The sequence below is a fragment of the Candidatus Streptomyces philanthi genome, assembly GCF_059553635.1.
Genome location: NZ_JCANQV010000129.1, coordinates 1 through 16393 on the forward strand (window position 1 = coordinate 1; position 16393 = coordinate 16393).

Annotated in this window: 14 protein-coding genes and 1 riboswitch; of the genes, 10 read left to right on the top strand and 4 right to left on the bottom strand. The window is 70.6% G+C overall.

Annotation, left to right across the window (positions count from 1 at the left end; translation table 11 throughout):
• On the bottom strand, positions 1–586 hold a 586-nt coding region (locus AC51EU_RS16705; protein ID WP_496267738.1), incomplete at its 3' end, for an ROK family protein.
• Between the two features lie 263 nt (positions 587–849).
• On the opposite strand from AC51EU_RS16705, the gene AC51EU_RS16710 reads away from it, so the two are divergent.
• From AC51EU_RS16710 to AC51EU_RS16730, 5 genes are read left to right on the top strand one after another with little or no spacing between them, the layout of a single operon-like run.
• Entirely contained in the window at positions 850–2118 is a 1269-nt protein-coding gene (locus AC51EU_RS16710; RefSeq protein ID WP_496267739.1) for an extracellular solute-binding protein, read from the top strand.
• A gap of 55 nt (positions 2119–2173) precedes the next feature.
• Positions 2174–2458 carry a DUF3263 domain-containing protein gene (locus tag AC51EU_RS16715; RefSeq protein ID WP_496267740.1) on the top strand — a complete coding sequence of 95 codons (285 nt, stop codon included), beginning with the start codon at positions 2174–2176 and terminating at the stop codon, positions 2456–2458.
• A 16-nt stretch (positions 2459–2474) separates the two neighbouring features.
• Positions 2475–3353 (top strand): trehalose-phosphatase, encoded by an 879-nt coding sequence (otsB, locus tag AC51EU_RS16720; RefSeq protein WP_496267741.1) that lies wholly within the window; start codon positions 2475–2477, stop codon positions 3351–3353.
• A 20-nt stretch (positions 3354–3373) separates the two neighbouring features.
• On the top strand, positions 3374–3811 hold the full coding sequence (locus AC51EU_RS16725; RefSeq protein ID WP_496267742.1) for a hypothetical protein: 438 nt from the start codon (positions 3374–3376) through the stop codon (positions 3809–3811).
• Between the two features lie 20 nt (positions 3812–3831).
• Positions 3832–6531 (top strand): KGGVGR-motif variant AAA ATPase, encoded by a 2700-nt coding sequence (locus tag AC51EU_RS16730; protein ID WP_496267743.1) that lies wholly within the window; start codon positions 3832–3834, stop codon positions 6529–6531.
• Positions 6532–6596: 65 nt separating this feature from the next.
• On the opposite strand, the gene AC51EU_RS16735 is transcribed toward AC51EU_RS16730, so the two are convergent.
• Both AC51EU_RS16735 and AC51EU_RS16740 read right to left on the bottom strand, forming a co-directional pair.
• Entirely contained in the window at positions 6597–8114 is a 1518-nt protein-coding gene (locus tag AC51EU_RS16735; protein WP_496267744.1) for an alpha,alpha-trehalose-phosphate synthase (UDP-forming), read from the bottom strand.
• A gap of 59 nt (positions 8115–8173) precedes the next feature.
• Entirely contained in the window at positions 8174–9133 is a 960-nt protein-coding gene (locus AC51EU_RS16740; RefSeq protein ID WP_496267745.1) for a glucosyl-3-phosphoglycerate synthase, read from the bottom strand.
• 169 nt (positions 9134–9302) lie between these two features.
• Positions 9303–9450, top strand: a riboswitch (SAM riboswitch).
• A gap of 17 nt (positions 9451–9467) precedes the next feature.
• On the opposite strand from AC51EU_RS16740, the gene thrC reads away from it, so the two are divergent.
• The 5 genes from thrC (at position 9468) to AC51EU_RS16765 (ending at position 15727) form a co-directional block, all read left to right on the top strand.
• A complete protein-coding gene (gene thrC, locus AC51EU_RS16745) occupies positions 9468–10751 on the top strand; it encodes a threonine synthase (protein ID WP_496267746.1) in 1284 nt (427 codons plus the stop codon).
• 181 nt (positions 10752–10932) lie between these two features.
• Positions 10933–11211, top strand: a complete 279-nt coding sequence (locus tag AC51EU_RS16750; protein ID WP_496267748.1) for a MoaD/ThiS family protein — start codon at positions 10933–10935, stop codon at positions 11209–11211.
• Between the two features lie 504 nt (positions 11212–11715).
• Positions 11716–11919: a cold-shock protein gene (locus AC51EU_RS16755; RefSeq protein WP_003986833.1), complete on the top strand. Its 204-nt coding sequence runs from the start codon at positions 11716–11718 to the stop codon at positions 11917–11919.
• A gap of 462 nt (positions 11920–12381) precedes the next feature.
• On the top strand, positions 12382–14004 hold the full coding sequence (gene groL, locus AC51EU_RS16760) for a chaperonin GroEL (protein ID WP_496267749.1): 1623 nt from the start codon (positions 12382–12384) through the stop codon (positions 14002–14004).
• A gap of 235 nt (positions 14005–14239) precedes the next feature.
• Positions 14240–15727, top strand: coding sequence for an alanine/glycine:cation symporter family protein (locus AC51EU_RS16765; protein WP_496267750.1), 1488 nt, complete (start codon positions 14240–14242; stop codon positions 15725–15727).
• On the opposite strand, the gene AC51EU_RS16770 is transcribed toward AC51EU_RS16765, so the two are convergent.
• Positions 15717–16295 (bottom strand): Uma2 family endonuclease, encoded by a 579-nt coding sequence (locus AC51EU_RS16770; protein WP_496267751.1) that lies wholly within the window; start codon positions 16293–16295, stop codon positions 15717–15719. The genes AC51EU_RS16765 and AC51EU_RS16770 overlap by 11 nt on opposite strands.
• Positions 16296–16393 lie beyond the last annotated feature (98 nt).

The following is a 16393-nucleotide window of genomic DNA, read 5'->3' on the forward strand; positions in this document are numbered from 1 at the left end:
CCAGGCAGCCGCGCTGCCCGCAGCCGCAGGCGCGTCCGCCGGGGCGCACGACGATGTGGCCGATCTCGCCCGCGCTGCCGTGCGCGCCGGTCTCGATCCGGCCGTCGATACCGATGGCGCCCGCGATGCCGGTGCCCAGGGGGACGAACAGGAAGCGGTCGGCGCCCCGGCCCGCGCCGATGCGGCCCTCGGCCAGGCCGCCGGTGCGCACGTCGTGCCCGAGGGCGACGGGGATGCCGCCGAGCCGTTCGGCGAGCAGGGCGCGCATCGGTACGTCGCGCCAGCCGAGGTTGGCGGCGTAGACGGCGGTCCCGGTGGCCTCGTCGACGATCCCGGGGACGGCGACGCCGACGGCGTCGGCGGGGCGGCCGAAGCGTTCCTCGCCGAGGGCGCGCAGTTCGGCGGCGAAGTCCAGGACGGCCTCGACGACGGCCTCGGGACCGCGCTCACGACCGGTGGGGCGCCGCGCCTCGTGGAGCAGCACGGGGGCGGGGGAGGACGGCTCGCCGGTCGGTGCGGTGTCCGCCCCCGCAAGGGCGGCCTTCATTCCGGTGCCGCCCACATCAAGGGCGATGACGTGTCTCACGGGAACAGTTTCGCGCGATCCGCCGCGAAAGGTCTAGTCCACTCCCCGGTGGGCGGGAAGGTGATCGCCCCGGTGGGCGCGAGGGGGCGGGGAAGCCCGGTGCGCCGGTTGGGTCAGGGCGCTGATCAGAAGCGGGTGACGGTGGTGTAGACCTTGTGTGGGTATACGGGGGAGACTCCGTGAGCGCGCGCGTGACGGGAGGCCCCCGCACCGCTCGGCACACCGGTCAGAACACACCATTCAGGACTAAGGCGGTAACAGCAGTGCAGCGGCGGTACATGACCCTGGCGGCGGCAGGACTCGCCACCGTCATGACCCTGACCCTTTCCGCCTGCGGTGCCGGCTCGGGCGACGGCGACGTCACGCTCACGCTCGTCGCGGCGGACTACGGCGACAACAAGGCCAACAGCTCCCGCCACTACTGGGACGAGCTCACCCGCGCCTTCGAGAAGAAGAACCCGGGCATCAAGGTCGACGTCCAGGTCTACAGCTGGACCGATGTCGACAAGAAGGTCGCCGACATGGTCAAGAAGGGGCACGCCCCGGACCTCGCCCAGATCGGCGCGTACGCCGACTACGCGGCCAAGGGCAAGCTCTACAGCGCCGACGACCTGCTGTCGATCCCCACCCAGGCCGCCTTCACCCCGTCCCTCGCCCACGCCGGCGAGTACAACCGCGTCCAGTACGGCATGCCCTTCGGCGCCAGCACCCGCCGCCTCTTCTACAACAAGAAGCTGTTCGCCGAGGCCGGCATCACCGAGCCGCCGCGCACCTGGGACGACATCGCCCGGGACGCCGCGCTCCTCAAGGCCCGCGGTGTCAAGACCCCCTACGCGCTGCCCCTCGGCCCCGAGGAGACCCAGGCCGAGACCATGCTCTGGATGCTCAGCGGTGGCGGCGGCTACACCGACCACATCGGCAAGTACACGATCAACTCGCCCGAGAACGTCAAGACGTTCCAGTGGATCCAGAAGGACCTCGTCGCCAAGGGCCTGACCGGCACCGCCCCCGCCGCGCTCAACCGCGAGGACGCCTTCGCCGGCTTCGCCAAGGGCGAGGTCGGCATGCTCAACGGCCACCCCACCCTGATGCGGCAGGCCGAGGCCAAGGGCATCGACTACGGCACCGTCGCCCTCCCCGGCACCAGCGGCCCCGCCAAGACGACCATGGGCGTCGCCGACTGGATGATGAGCTTCAAGCAGAACGGCCACCGCAAGGAAGCCGGCAAGTTCCTGGACTTCGTCTACAACGACACCAACGTCCTGAAGTTCTCCGGCGACTACGGCCTGCTGCCGGTCACCTCCACGGCCGCCCAGAAGATGGCCGCCGACGACAAGTACCGCAAGCTGCACAGCTTCCTCCAGCAGCTCGGCACCGCCGAGTTCTACCCCGCCAACAAGACCTCCTGGCCCCTGGTCTCCAAGACCGTCAAGGCCAGGATGGGCCAGGCGGTCGCCCCCGACGGCCACCCCGCCAGCGTCCTCACCGAGATCCAGAACGCCGCCGACGCGGCCGACAGCAAGGCCGGCTGACCGGCGCCACGGCCACGGCCCGGCAGCCCCGGGCCGTGGCCGTATCGTGGACACCGTGACGACGAACGGCAGCGGCGACGCGCACGACACGCCGGACACCGAGGCCCCGGGCCCCGGCCCGCTCTCCGACCTCGACCGGGCGGTCCTCGCCGTCGAAGGCCGCTCCTGGCCCGCCCCCGGCCCCAAGGAACGCTTCATCCGCGAACGCCTCGGCCTGTCGCCCACCCGCTACTACCAGCTCCTGAACGCCCTCCTCGACGACCGGCGCGCCCTGGAGCACGCCCCCGTCACCGTCAACCGCCTGCGACGCCTGCGCGAGGCCCGCCGGGGACGCCGCTGACCGGTAGGCTCCCCCCATGGCCAGTTCCCCGAACGCCGCGCCACCCCCACTGCCCGCACCCGCCACCCCCGCGGGCCGCGACGGGCTCGCCGCCCTGCTGGCCCGGCCCGAACGCGCCGCACTCGCCCTGGACTTCGACGGCACCCTCGCCGACATCGTCCCCGACCCGGCACAGGCCCGCGCCCACCCCGGCGTCACCACCGCCCTCGGCCGCCTCGCCCCCGCGCTGCGCGCCACCGCGGTGATCACCGGCCGCCCCGCCGACACCGCCGTCCGCCTCGGCGGCTTCGCCGGCGCCCCCGGCCTCGGCCACCTCGTCGTCCTCGGCCACTACGGCGCCGAACGCTGGAACGCCGCCGACGGCTCCGTCCACGCCCCCGCACCACCCCCCGGCGTCGCCGCCGCCGCGGCCGAACTCCCCGCCGCCCTCGCCGCCTCCGGCGTCTGGCACGGCCCCTGGACCACCACCGCTGTCGAGACCAAGGGCGGCCGCGCCCTCGCCGTCCACACCCGCCGCGCCCCCGACCCCACGGACGCCTTCACCCGCCTGCGCGCCCCCCTCGCCGCCCTCGCCGCCCGCCACGGCCTGATCGTCGAACCGGGCCGCTACGTCCTCGAACTGCGCCCGCCCGGCACGGACAAGGGCGCCGCCCTGACCGCCTGGGTCCGCGAGACCGGCGCCGACACCGTCCTCTACGCCGGCGACGACCTCGGCGACCTCGCCGCCTTCGCCGCCGTCGAGGAACTCCGCGCCCACGACCGCACCGGCGTCCTGGTGTGCAGCGGCAGCACCGAGGTCCCCGCCCTCGCCACCCGCGCCGACCTCGTCGTCAACGGCCCGGCGGGCGTCGCCGCCCTGCTCACGGCACTGGCCGACCGGATCGGCGGGGAGTGACGGACCCCTACCATCGACGCATGGTGGAAGTCAGGGTGGGGCAGCTGCGCAAGAGCCGGGACCGGCTGGAGCGCCGTGGTGATCAGGCAGCAGACGACGGGGACCATCCGACGGCCGGTCTGCTGCTGTTCTACAGCGCGGAATGCGGTCTGAAGGCGGAACTCCTGCACTGGAAGTTCCGTGCGCGGGACACCTCACAGCTACCGGAAGCATTGCGTACCCACAACCTTCGCGCGCTTGCCAAGGAACTCAATCTTCCGGCCGGTGTACGGGATGCGATCGACCGCTGCGGACGGATACGGCATGCGTCGTTGCCGGGTGGCGGTACGCAGAACGCGGCCTGGGTGGGGCCGGCCGATCTTCATGAAGCGTGGAGGTACGGGGCGGATCTGGAGCCCGCCGACGAACAGCGTGCGCTGAACGCGTTGCGTATGTTGATTGCGGAGTCCCGCAGGTGAAGGAACACGGAGGACCATCGGTGGAGTCGATCGGCAGTGATGAGCCCGGCAACCTCTTCACGTGGGTGGATGTCGACGAGCGGCTGAGCGCACTCGCGGTGGCAGGGCAGTGGCCCGACTGGCTGCTTCAGGCCGACGCCTGGTGGGACGGAGTAGAACTGACGGTGCTGCCGGGTACGGAGGAAGGCACCGTGCGGGCATGGCTGGACACGGTGTTCGGCACGGGATCCGCAGGGGGTGAGCCGGGCGCGCCAGGACTGGTCCTGGACCGCCCGCAGGAGCTCCCCCAGGAGAGCCTGCCGGTATCGCTCATCGCGCGGGGAGAGGCCGGCGGCAGGCGGCGGGAACTGCGCTTGATGGAGCGAGACATCAATGCGCGCTTGGGAGAGTTCCTGCCGCGTCCAGAACAAGCCGGTTTTGCTGCGGACGTACAGCTTTTTGCGTTCCACTCCTTCAAAGGCGGTTCAGGACGTACTGTGCACGCCGTCGCGCTCGCGGACGAGCTGGCCCGCCGGGGCCGACGCGTTCTGCTGGTGGACGGCGACCTTGAAGCGCCCGGCATCACATGGATGTACCAGGCTCAGGGCGGCGTCGGAGACATCACCTACGAGGACTTCCTGTCTCTTCTGCACGGATCGACGGACGGCGACTGCTCCCACGCCGTCGCGATCAGCACTCCGTATCTGGCGAACCAAGAGGTTCTTCGGCAGGCGAACGGCGGCACGGTGACTGTGCTCCCCGCCGGTCGGCGCAGCCGTCTGGGGCCGCCCAGGATCGAGCCCGCTCACCTTGCCACCGCTGACCGCTCCCCGTATTTCCTTACGGAGTCCCTCGCGGCCCTCGCCGCTGCCGCCGGTCTGGATGCCCTGATCATCGACCTTCGTGCGGGGGCGTCGGAACTCTCGGCACCGGTGCTGCTCGACCCCAGGGTCCATCGCATTTTCGTCACCAATCTGAGCAGCCAGTCGCTTGAGGGAACTGAGCGGATGATCTGCCAGCTCGGCAACAAGGCCCCGGCGATGGCGGGCGAGGACCCCGTCCCCGCGGCCATCGTGACCCAGTACCGCCCCGACGCCCACACCGCTGAGGCGGAATCCGCGCGGGACCGGCTGGCGGCCCAGCTGGAGGGATTCACCGCGCGCCCGGCCGGGCAGCACGACGCTGCGGACACCGCCGAAGTGGATGCCCAGGTGCTGACGACGCCAGTGCTCAGCCGGTTCCGTGAGGAACTCCTGGCTCTGCCGCGTGCGTGGGACGACGTGATCGACGTGGTGCGCAGGTGCGCTGTCGGCGAGTTGGTCGGCACGGTGGTTCCCAAGACACCGGTCCGAGAGGCGTCCGTGGAGCGCGACACGGGCGGCATCGAGGAGCGGCGTACGGGTCTCATGCACCGCGCCCGGGCCTTGGTGTTCGCGGAGCGGACCGGCCTCGACAGCGGACTGGGGTTCCTCTCCACGGAGCCGTTGCGCCGCTTGGCCGGAGACCACCGGACATCGCTGCCGGTCACCGTGGTGGTGGGAGCCAAGGGAGCCGGCAAGACCTTCACCTACGCACGTATGTGCGCCGCCGGCAAGTGGGCGGACTTCGCCCGGAGCGCGGGGGGGACGGTGAGCGCGGACGCGCCTGTCGTTCCCGTTCTCGATCCCGCGAACATGGAACAGTACGGCACGGAATCGTCTCCGGCGGGGCCGCAGGATCTCCGGGACCGGTCCGCCCGGGGCGAGGGGGCCCGATCCGCAGATATCCGTGCGGTGCTCAATGAGGCTCTGCGGGGAGACAGCAGCGAGGACCCGGAGCACTGGCGCCGTGCGTGGCTACGGTGCATGGCGCTTGCCGCGGAAGGACGGGCGGCCGACGAGAGCGATCCCGAGAAGGTGCTCCTTGAGCGTGGCCGTCGTTCACCGGTCCTTTTTGTGTTCGACGGGCTGGAAGATTTTTTCCAGGACGTGGATTCGGAGGCCAAGCGCATCGCACTTCGCACGCTGTTCACCGAAGTGCCCGAATGGCTCCGGATGCTGCGTGGCCGACCCCTTGGCGTCGTGATCTTCGTTCGTCAGGATCTGGTGCGCGCGGCCGTGAGGCAGAACCTTGGTCAGTTCCTCGACCGTTACGAGCCGTACGCGCTGCGGTGGGACGCTCAGGAGGCGCTGCGGCTGGCACTCTGGGTCGCCGTGACCGCGGACGCCGTTCCGGAACCGGCCGATGACTTCACCACGCTGTCGTGGGACCGCATCGCTGAAGCACTCGTACCGGTCTGGGGGGCCAAACTCGGCCGGGACAATTCTCGTGAGGCATGGTCGGAGCGATGGGTGCCGGCGGCCCTCGCCGACTTCAACGAGCAGGTGCAAGCCCGCGATGTCGTGCGGTTCCTGCGCGATGCCGCCGAGCGGTCGCTGGGCGACGCCGATTGGCAGGACCGGTTGCTCGTCCCTTCGGCGCTTCGCTCGGCGCTGGTCGCATGCAGCAATGAGAAGCTGCGTGAGCTGCGTCAGGAGAACCCCTCGCTCGGTGAGCTTCTGCGGTCCGTGGGGCGGTACGCCGATGAGGTGGTCATGCCGTTCAACGCGGAGGACGTCGGCCTGGACGCCAATGGCAGCAGCGTTCTGGAGGAGGCCGGCGCCTTGCAGCGGGATGCCGACGGCCGTTACCGACTGCCGGAGATCTACCGTCACGCACTGGGGTTCCGGACCCGAGGCCGAGCCCGGGTCGTACGGAGCTGACGGGCTGTGGTCGCCGCCCTGCTCACCGCACTGGCCGACCGGATCGGCGGGCGCTGACCGCGGCCTCAGCCGCGCAGGTCCTCCAGCTGGTCCAGGAACCACCGCGCCGGGGGCAGTGCCGTCGCCGCCTCCGCCAGCCGGGCCGTGCGCGCGGTGCGCTCCGCCTCGTCCATCGTCAGCGCGGTGTGCAGGGCCTCGGCGGTGGCGTTGACGTCGTACGGATTGACCGTCAGGGCGTGCGGACCCAGCTCCTCGTGGGCGCCCGCCTCACGGGAGAGGACCAGGGCGCAGCCCGCGTCGGAGACCACCGGGATCTCCTTGGCGACCAGGTTCATCCCGTCCCTGATCGGGTTGACCACGGCGGCGTCCGCCAGCCGGTAGGCGGCGAGCGAGCGCGCGAAGTCGTCCTTGACGTGCAGGACGACCGGCTGCCAGCCCGGGGTGCCGTACGCGGCGTTGACGTCCTCGGCGATCCGCTGGACCTCGGCGGTGTAGTCCCGGTAGACGGCCAGGTCCTGCCGCGAGGGGTAGGCGAACGCGAGATGGACGACCTTCTCGTGCCACTCCGGGTGGTCGGCCAGGAAGCGGCGGTAGGCGAGCAGCCCGCGCACGATGTTCTTGGACAGTTCCGTACGGTCCACCCGGACGATCACCTTGCGGTCCGTGCCCCCGATCTGCTCGTGCAGCGCCGCCAGCCGCTCGTCCACGTCCGGGCGGTGCGCCCGCTCCCGCAGGAACTCCGCGTCGGCACCCAGGCCGTGCACGCCCGTCAGGGTCAGGCGCGGCCCGCCGTCCTGCTGGGTGGTGACGGTGCCGGGCGCCGTTTCGCCCTCCCGGTAGGCGACGGCGTCCTCGCCCAGCACCCGGGCACAGCAGTCCAGGAACGCACGGGCCCACCTGCGGGTGAGGAAGTTCGCCCGGTCGGCGCCGAGGATGCCCAGCAGCAGCCGGCGCTGGATGCCGTCGGGGAGCATCGCGAAGTACTCCGCCGGCGCCCACGGTGTGTGCGAGAAGTGCGCGATCCGCAGGTCGGGCCGCCGCGCGCGCAGCAGCCCCGGGACCAGCGCCAGGTGGTAGTCCTGCACCAGCACCGCGGCGCCGGGCGCCGCCGCCGCGGCCAGCGCCTCGGTGAACGCCGCGTTGTACTCCTCGTACGCCGCCCACTGCGCACGGAAGGCGTCGTCGAAGACCGGTTCGAGCGGCGTCTGGTAGAGCATGTGGTGGACGAACCAGAGCACGGAGTTGGCGATGCCGTTGTAGGCCGCGGCGTGCACCGTCTCCGGGATGTCCAGCATCCGCACCCGCTGCCCGCCGGTGTCGTCCGACGGCAGCGACCCGTCCGTACGCCGTACGGCCTCCCGGTCGCCGTCACCGAGCGCCGCGCACACCCACAGCGCGTCGGTGCCCGGCCCGATCGCCGACAACCCCGACACCAGCCCCCCACCGCCCCGTTTGGCGGTCAGCCCACCGTCCTCGCCCCGCGTGTAGGACACCGGACCGCGGTTGGACGCGACGAGCACCTCGGCACACCCGTCGTCATGAACCCCGGCACCGGACTCGGCACCACTGCGCTCGGAGACCATGCCGCGAGACTAACCCGGGGAGGCGTCGCGCAAACGTACGGAACACGGCGCCGCCCCCTTCAGGCCGCCCGCCGCTCCGCGTACTCGGGGATGTCCGCCATCGGGGGGCGTTCCTCGGTGTCGACGTCCGTCGTCCGGGGGACGAAACCGTTCTCGCCGCGGTCGAACTGGGTCAGGCGGGGGCGCACCAAGGGGCCGCGGGCGAGGCGGAGTTGGGCGGTGCGGTAGATGGCGGCGGCCATCCGGCCCAGGGCCTGGCCGTCCTGGTGGCGGTGCTTGCGGACGCCGACGTCCACCTGGGCGAGGGCGTCGAGGCCGACGGTGTGCAGCGCGTCCACCAGAAGGCCCAGTTCGACGCCATAGCCCACCGGGAACGGCAGGCGCTCCAGGAGGGAGCGGCGCGCCGCGTACTCGCCGCCGAGCGGCTGGACGAAGCCGGCGAGCAGCGGCCAGTGCAGGTTCAGCAGCGGGCGGGCGACCAGCTCCGTGACCCGGCCGCCCTGGCCGGCCTCCGGGCCCGCGCCCGTCTCCAGCGGGCGGTCGTACATCGCCTTGACGAACTGCACGTCGGGGTCGGTCAGCAGCGGCCCGACGATCCCGGACACGAAGGTGGCCGAGAACTCGCGCAGATCGGCGTCGACGAAGCAGATGATGTCGCCGCTGGTCGCGAGGAGGGAACGCCACAGCACCTCGCCCTTGCCGGGCAGTGCCGGTATCCGGGGCAGCACGCTGTCCCGGTGGACGACACGGGCGCCGGCCGCCGCCGCGACCTCGGCCGTCCGGTCGGTGGAGCCCGAGTCCAGCACCACCAGCTCGTCGACCAGCGGCGTCTCCGCGGTTATCAGGCCGCCGCGGATCGCCGCGACGATCGCGCCGACCGTCGCCTCCTCGTCCAGCGCGGGCAGCACCACGCTGACCGTCCGGCCGGTCTGCCGCTTGGCGTCCAGCAACCGGTCCAGCGGCCGGTCGTCGGCGGACCAGGAGCGGCTGTTCAGCCAGCGCTCCACCTCTTCCAGCACGTCTACGACTCCTCGGTGCCCGCCGTCCGGCGGGGCGTGTGATCCATCTCGCGGTTCGGACGGCTGTCTCCCCTGTCACAGCCTTCGGTTACAGTCTTGAACAACGCGGGCGACCACCGCATGCCGGGGTCGTCGCGCCACAAAAGCCTGGGTCCGCCCAGTGCCATACCGCTCATCCAGAGGGGCAGAGGGATACGGCCCGTTGAAGCCCCGGCAACCCTCCAGTCGGTCTCAGCCGCAGTGCGCGCGTGAGGCTCCCGGCTAGGGAAGGTGCCAAATCCGTCTCGTGGCGAGATGCGCCGCGAGGAAGATGAGGAGAAAGGGCCTCGCCTCCATGGCTGTGCACGTCACCGAAACCACTCCGGCCGTCACTCTCGGTCCCGCCGCGGCCCTCTCGTGCCGCGAATGCGGCGAGCGGTTCCCCCTCGGCCCGATCTTCGCCTGCGCCTCCTGTTTCGGACCCCTCGAAGTCGCCTACGACCTCCCGGCCGGCGACCCCGAGGCGCTGCGCGAACGGATCGAGTCCGGCCCGCACAACATCTGGCGCTACGCCCCGCTGCTGCCCGTCCCCGCCGACGTGGCGGGCAAGCCCAACCTCAACCCCGGCTTCACCAAGCTCGTCAAGGCCGACAACCTCGCCCGCGAACTGGGCGTCACCGGCGGCCTGTACGTCAAGGACGACTCCGGCAACCCCACCCACTCCTTCAAGGACCGCGTCGTCGCCATCGCCGTCGAGGCGGCCCGCGCCTTCGGCTTCACCACCCTGTCCTGCTCCTCGACCGGCAACCTCGCCGGGGCGGTCGGTGCCGCGGCCCGCCGCGCCGGGTTCCGGTCGTGCGTCTTCATCCCGCACGACCTGGAGGCCGGAAAGGTCGTCATGGCCGCGGTCTACGGCGGCGATCTGGTCGGCATCGAGGGCACCTACGACGACGTCAACCGCTTCTGCTCCGAGCTGATCGGCGATCCGCTGGGCGAGGGCTGGGGCTTCGTCAACGTCAACCTCCGTCCGTACTACGGCGAGGGCTCCAAGACGCTGGCGTACGAGATCTGTGAGCAGCTGGGCTGGCGGCTGCCGGACCAGATCGTCGTCCCGGTCGCCTCGGGCTCCCAGCTCACCAAGATCGACAAGGGACTGAAGGAGCTGATCGCGCTCGGCCTCGTCGAGGACCGGCCGTACAAGATCTTCGGAGCCCAGGCCGAGGGCTGCTCCCCGGTCTCCACCGCCTTCAAGGCCGGGCATGACGTCGTCCGCCCGCAGAAGCCGGACACCATCGCCAAGTCCCTGGCCATCGGCAACCCCGCCGACGGCCCCTACGTCCTCGACATCGCGCGCCGTACGGGCGGCGCGGTGGAGGACGTGACCGACCCGCAGATCGTCGACGCGATCAAGCTGCTGGCCCGTACGGAGGGGATCTTCGCGGAGACCGCGGGCGGGGTCACCGTCGGCGTGACCAAGAAGCTCATCGAGGACGGCCTGCTCGACCCGTCCCTGACCACCGTCGTCCTGAACACCGGTGACGGCCTCAAGACGCTGGACGCCGTCGCGCCCACCACGGGCCCCACCGCCACCATCCGCCCCAGCCTCGACGCGTTCCGCGCCGCCGGCCTGGCGGACTGACACCCGGCACGCTCCCCAGGGCCCCCGTGCGCGGCGGTGCCCCGGTGGCGCGTACCCGGCCTCCCGTATACACGCCACGCCCCGTACGCATCCCGGTACGCGGTTCCGCTCACCCCTACCCTCGTCGCTCCTCATCCCTCGTCCCCACCCTCAGTCCCAGCAGTCGCAGGAAGGCAGAACCATGAGCGTCAACGTCCGCATCCCCACCATCCTCCGCACCTACACCGGCGGCCGGGCCGAGGTGCCGGCCGAGGGCGCGACCCTCTCCGAGGTGATCGCCGACCTGGAGAAGAACCACCAGGGCATCGCGGCCCGCGTCCTGGACGACACCGGGAAGCTGCGCCGCTTCGTCAACGTCTACGTCAACGACGACGACGTCCGCTTCGAGCAGGGCCTGGAGACGCCGGTCCCGGACGGCGCGGGCGTGTCGATCATTCCCGCCGTGGCCGGCGGCTGCTGACCACCGGGCACCGGGGGCTTCCCTCACCCCCGGTGCCCGTCCCGTCACTCCCACCGCTCTCTTCACGCCAATTTCTTTCTTCATGGCCGAATCCCTCACTCGGCCGGAATCGCCCCGTCCCGCCCAAGAGCGGACGGGGCGATTCCGCGTGGTGAAAGGCGATATCATGGCGTCGGTTTCCCCTCATGATCCTCGCCGCCCGCGTGTGGAACGCCGGAAAGATCGCGGTGAGTTGTGCGCGAAATGTGTGCGTTATTTGTCGCGCCTGCGTGCGATTGCCCGGCCCGAATTGCCCGGGAATACGGGAGTGCGCCGCATATGACACCTTCCCCGGCCCCCGGATTTCTCGTCCGATTGACCTGTTGCGCTGGGCAGTGGGGCAGATACATTCAGCGGCGGTCGACGCGTTCCGGCGCACACCCCACGGGCCATTCGCGGGGTGAGGTCTGACCCGGGTCCGCGGAGTGCGGTCCTGCGCAAGGGCCAGTAATAGGGGAGTTAGGCATGGCTCAGGGCACCGTCAAGTGGTTCAACGCGGAGAAGGGCTACGGCTTCATCGCGGTCGACGGTGGTGCGGATGTATTCGTCCACTACAGCGCGATCCAGATGGACGGTTACCGCACCCTGGAAGAGGGGCAGCGAGTCGAGTTCGAGATCTCGCAGGGCCAGAAAGGGCCCCAGGCGGACATGGTCCGGGTGGCCGGCTGAGGCGCCGACCGGCGACAGCGTGCAGGAGGCCCGCACCCCGAGGGGGTGCGGGCCTCCCGTGCGTGCGGGGGTGGGCGGGGTGTGTGAGCGGGATCGGGGGGCGTCTGTCGTGCTCGGGACGCTTCCGCGAAGCCGCTTGCGCCCACCCGTCGCCCGACCGCCACTCCTCAAGGAGGCTTCCGCGAAGCCGCTTGCGCCCACCCGTCGCCCGACCGCCACCCCTGAAGGACGCTTCTGTGAAGCCGCTTGCACTCAAGGGGGTCGAGTGCTAATCATTGGCGTTAGCACTCTCCAGGGGAGAGTGACAGATCAGGACCGGGTCGGTGAGGCCCGCAGGCCGGTGGGGCAAGGAACCACCTGGCAGGCAGGCCGTCCGTCGCGGGCGCCAGCGCGGTCCGGAGCAACGCACCCCAGGCTCCCTCAGGAGCAGGGGCCCCCGACCGTCCGGGAGGACCACTTCACATGGCCAAGATCATCGCGTTCGACGAGGAGGCACGGCGCGGTCTTGAGCGCGGGATGAACCAGCTCGCCGACGCCGTCAAGGTCACCCTTGGCCCCAAGGGCCGCAACGTCGTCCTTGAGAAGAAGTGGGGCGCCCCCACGATCACCAACGATGGTGTGTCCATCGCCAAGGAGATCGAGCTGGAGGACCCGTACGAGAAGATCGGCGCCGAGCTGGTCAAGGAGGTCGCGAAGAAGACGGACGACGTCGCCGGTGACGGCACGACGACCGCGACCGTCCTGGCCCAGGCGCTGGTCCGCGAGGGCCTGCGCAACGTCGCCGCCGGCGCCAACCCGATGGCCCTGAAGCGGGGCATCGAGAAGGCCGTCGAGGCCGTCTCCGCCGCGCTGCTGGAGCAGGCCAAGGACGTGGAGACCAAGGAGCAGATCGCCTCCACCGCCTCCATCTCCGCCGCCGACACCCAGATCGGCGAGCTCATCGCCGAGGCCATGGACAAGGTCGGCAAGGAAGGCGTCATCACCGTCGAGGAGTCCCAGACCTTCGGTCTGGAGCTGGAGCTCACCGAGGGTATGCGCTTCGACAAGGGCTACATCTCGGCGTACTTCGCCACCGACATGGAGCGTATGGAGGCGTCGCTCGACGACCCGTACATCCTGATCGTCAACTCCAAGGTCGGCAACGTGAAGGACCTCCTTCCGCTGCTGGAGAAGGTCATGCAGTCGGGCAAGCCGCTGCTGATCATCGCCGAGGACGTCGAGGGCGAGGCCCTGTCGACCCTGGTCGTCAACAAGATCCGTGGCACCTTCAAGTCCGTCGCCGTCAAGGCCCCGGGCTTCGGTGACCGCCGCAAGGCCATGCTCGGTGACATCGCCATCCTCACCGGTGGCACCGTCATCTCCGAGGAGGTCGGCCTCAAGCTGGAGAACGCCGGTCTCGACCTGCTGGGCCGCGCCCGCAAGGTCGTCATCACCAAGGACGAGACCACCATCGTCGACGGTGCGGGCGACAGCGAGCAGGTTCAGGGCCGCGTCAACCAGATCCGTGCCGAGATCGAGAACAGCGACTCGGACTACGACCGCGAGAAGCTCCAGGAGCGTCTGGCGAAGCTGGCCGGCGGCGTGGCCGTCATCAAGGCCGGTGCCGCCACCGAGGTCGAGCTCAAGGAGCGCAAGCACCGCATCGAGGACGCCGTTCGCAACGCGAAGGCGGCCGTCGAGGAGGGCATCGTCGCCGGCGGTGGCGTGGCCCTGCTCCAGGCCTCCGCGGTCTTCGAGAAGCTGGAGCTGGAGGGTGACGAGGCGACCGGCGCCAACGCCGTGAAGCTCGCCCTGGAGGCCCCGCTCAAGCAGATCGCCGTCAACGGTGGTCTTGAGGGCGGCGTCGTCGTGGAGAAGGTGCGCAACCTGGCCGTCGGCCACGGTCTGAACGCCGCCACCGGCGAGTACGTCGACATGATCGCCGAGGGCATCCTCGACCCGGCCAAGGTCACGCGCTCCGCGCTGCAGAACGCCGCGTCCATCGCCGCGCTGTTCCTGACCACCGAGGCCGTCATCGCCGACAAGCCGGAGAAGGCCGCCCCGGCCGCTCCGGGCGGCATGCCCGGCGGTGACATGGACTTCTGATCCGTACGGATCGGATTCCCGTCCGCAGTCCACGGGGGCGGCATCTTCCTTCGGGAGGGTGCCGCCCCCGTGGCGTTGTCGGGGAGGGTGTCGTTTCTCTCAAGGGGTTATGGGGCCAAAGGTCCCATTGCTACGATTTTTCACGCATGGCATCGCGCGGAGCTCAGAGCCGAGCCGCCCCTCTCCCCGTCCCCGGACCGGGGGAGCCCTGCCCGACCCCGACTCCGAGGACCCGATGAGCACTTTCGACTCCCTGATCGTCGCCGTCAACGACGGTTTCTGGACCTATCTGCTGATTCCGCTGGTCATCTGTGCGGGCCTGTATTTCACGGTCCGCTCCAAGGCCGTGCAGATGCGGATGTTTCCCGAGATGCTGCGGGTCCTGAAGGACAAGGCGGCACCGGGACCGGACGGCAGGAAGGGCGTCTCGTCCTTCGGGGCGTTCACCATTTCCGCCGCCGCGCGCGTCGGCACCGGCAATATCGCCGGTGTCGCGACGGCCGTCACGCTCGGTGGCGCCGGCGCGGTTTTCTGGATGTGGGTGATGGCGCTCATCGGCGGCGCCTCCGCGTTCGTCGAGTCGGCGCTCGCCCAGCTCTACAAGGTGCGCGGCGAACGGCCCGGCATCTTCCGGGGCGGCCCCGCGTACTACATGCGCTACGGGCTCGGTAAGCGCTGGCTCGGGGTGCTGTTCGCCGTCACGATCACCGTGACCTTCGGTTTCGTCTTCAACGCGGTGCAGTCCAACACCATCACCGCGGTGGCCTCCGGCTCGTTCTCCGGTAGCGGTGCGAGCTGGTTCGCACCGGCGATCGGTCTGCTGCTGGCGGTGCTGCTGGGGCTCGCGATCTGCGGCGGGGTGCGCCGGATCACCTCGGTGACGACGGTGCTGGTGCCCGTGATGGCCGTGATCTACCTGCTGCTCGGCGCGATCGTCGTCCTGCTCAACATCTCTGACCTGCCGCGCGTCTTCGGCGACATCATCGGCGGCGCCTTCGGCTTCCGCGAACTGGCGGCCGGCGGCCTCGGCGCCGCGATCCAGCAGGGCATCCGGCGCGGCATGTTCTCCAACGAGGCGGGCCTCGGTTCGGCCCCCAACGCGGGTGCCGCCGCCGAGGTGACGCACCCGGTCAAGCAGGGCCTCGTCCAGTCCCTGGGCGTCTTCTTCGACACCCTGCTGATCTGCACGATGACCGCGTTCATCATCCTCACCACCCAGCCGGAGCTGGGCGGCCGCCAGGGCGCCGACCTGACCCAGAACGCGCTGACCGCCTCCCTCGGCGGCTGGGCCGGTCATGTCCTGACGCTGGTGGTCTTCATGCTCGCCTTCAGCTCCATGATCGGGAACTACTACTACGGCGAGTCCAACATCAGCTTCATGACCCGGCGCGCCTGGGTCCTGCCCACCTACCGGGCGCTGGTGCTGGCCGTGGTCTTCCTCGGGGCGCTCGGCTCGGTCAGCGTGGTGTGGAACCTCGCGGACGTCTTCATGGGCTTCATGGCCCTCGTCAACCTGGCGGCGATCATCCCCCTTTCGGTGATTGCCTTCCGGCTGCTGGACGACTACGTGGCCCAGCGCCGGGCCGGCCTCGACCCCGTCTTCACCCGGGACCGCATACCGGGGCTGAAGGGCGTGCAGTGTTGGGAGCCGACCGGGGCGGACGAGGCCGCTGGGACGGACGGGAGCGGGGAGACGGTTCCGGCGAGGGCGGTCAGCCGGTGAAGTCCTTCAGCTCCTCGGTCTTGAGCGTGATGCCGACGGGTTCCGGAAGCTCCACCACGGCCCCGTACGGGTGCTCGCTCCGGTCCCGGTAACGGCCGCCCTCCGGACGGCTGTGGACCACGACGGTGGAGTGGTCCCGGTCGACGAGGAGATAGACGGGGATACCGGCCTGTGCGTAGCCGTCGCGCTTGTCGTGGTGGTCGCGGCGCTTGGTGTCCCCGTCCTTCGAGGTGACCTCGACGGTCATCAGAACACCCTCGGGCGCCGACCACTCCGGGTGTCCCGCGAAGTGCCGCCTGGGCGCGAGGGCGCCGTCGGGCCGGGCGCGGCCCTTGCGGCAGTGCTCCACCTGGAGGCCCCGCTCGCGGTAGAGCCGCAGGTCGGGCCGGTGCTGCATGCACTGGTCCTGGACCCACATGATGATCTCGTCGTGGTCCCCGTCCGGCACCGGCTTGACCTCTAGCTTCCCGTTGATGAATTCGAGCGTCACGGTTTCCGGCGCCCGGTGGGCGAGGGCCTCGAAGTCCTCGACGGGCATCTGCGGGTGTGCGGCGGAGCTGGGGGTCATGGTGTCGCCTCCTCGACTCCATGGTGCCCCGGCCCCGGCCTCCAGTACCGGTGCGGTCATGGGTGGCTCCCTTCCGTGGCCCGGGTGGTGGTGCGCGG

Coding starts and splice junctions, on each gene's coding strand:
- otsB (WP_496267741.1), top strand. CDS start 2,475: ATGGCCAGTTCCCCGAACGCCGCGCCACCCCCACTGCCCGCACCCGCC.
- AC51EU_RS16725 (WP_496267742.1), top strand. CDS start 3,374: ATGGTGGAAGTCAGGGTGGGGCAGCTGCGCAAGAGCCGGGACCGGCTG.
- AC51EU_RS16735 (WP_496267744.1), bottom strand. CDS start 8,114: ATGGTCTCCGAGCGCAGTGGTGCCGAGTCCGGTGCCGGGGTTCATGAC.
- thrC (WP_496267746.1), top strand. CDS start 9,468: ATGGCTGTGCACGTCACCGAAACCACTCCGGCCGTCACTCTCGGTCCC.
- AC51EU_RS16750 (WP_496267748.1), top strand. CDS start 10,933: ATGAGCGTCAACGTCCGCATCCCCACCATCCTCCGCACCTACACCGGC.
- AC51EU_RS16755 (WP_003986833.1), top strand. CDS start 11,716: ATGGCTCAGGGCACCGTCAAGTGGTTCAACGCGGAGAAGGGCTACGGC.
- groL (WP_496267749.1), top strand. CDS start 12,382: ATGGCCAAGATCATCGCGTTCGACGAGGAGGCACGGCGCGGTCTTGAG.
- AC51EU_RS16765 (WP_496267750.1), top strand. CDS start 14,240: ATGAGCACTTTCGACTCCCTGATCGTCGCCGTCAACGACGGTTTCTGG.
- AC51EU_RS16770 (WP_496267751.1), bottom strand. CDS start 16,295: ATGACCCCCAGCTCCGCCGCACACCCGCAGATGCCCGTCGAGGACTTC.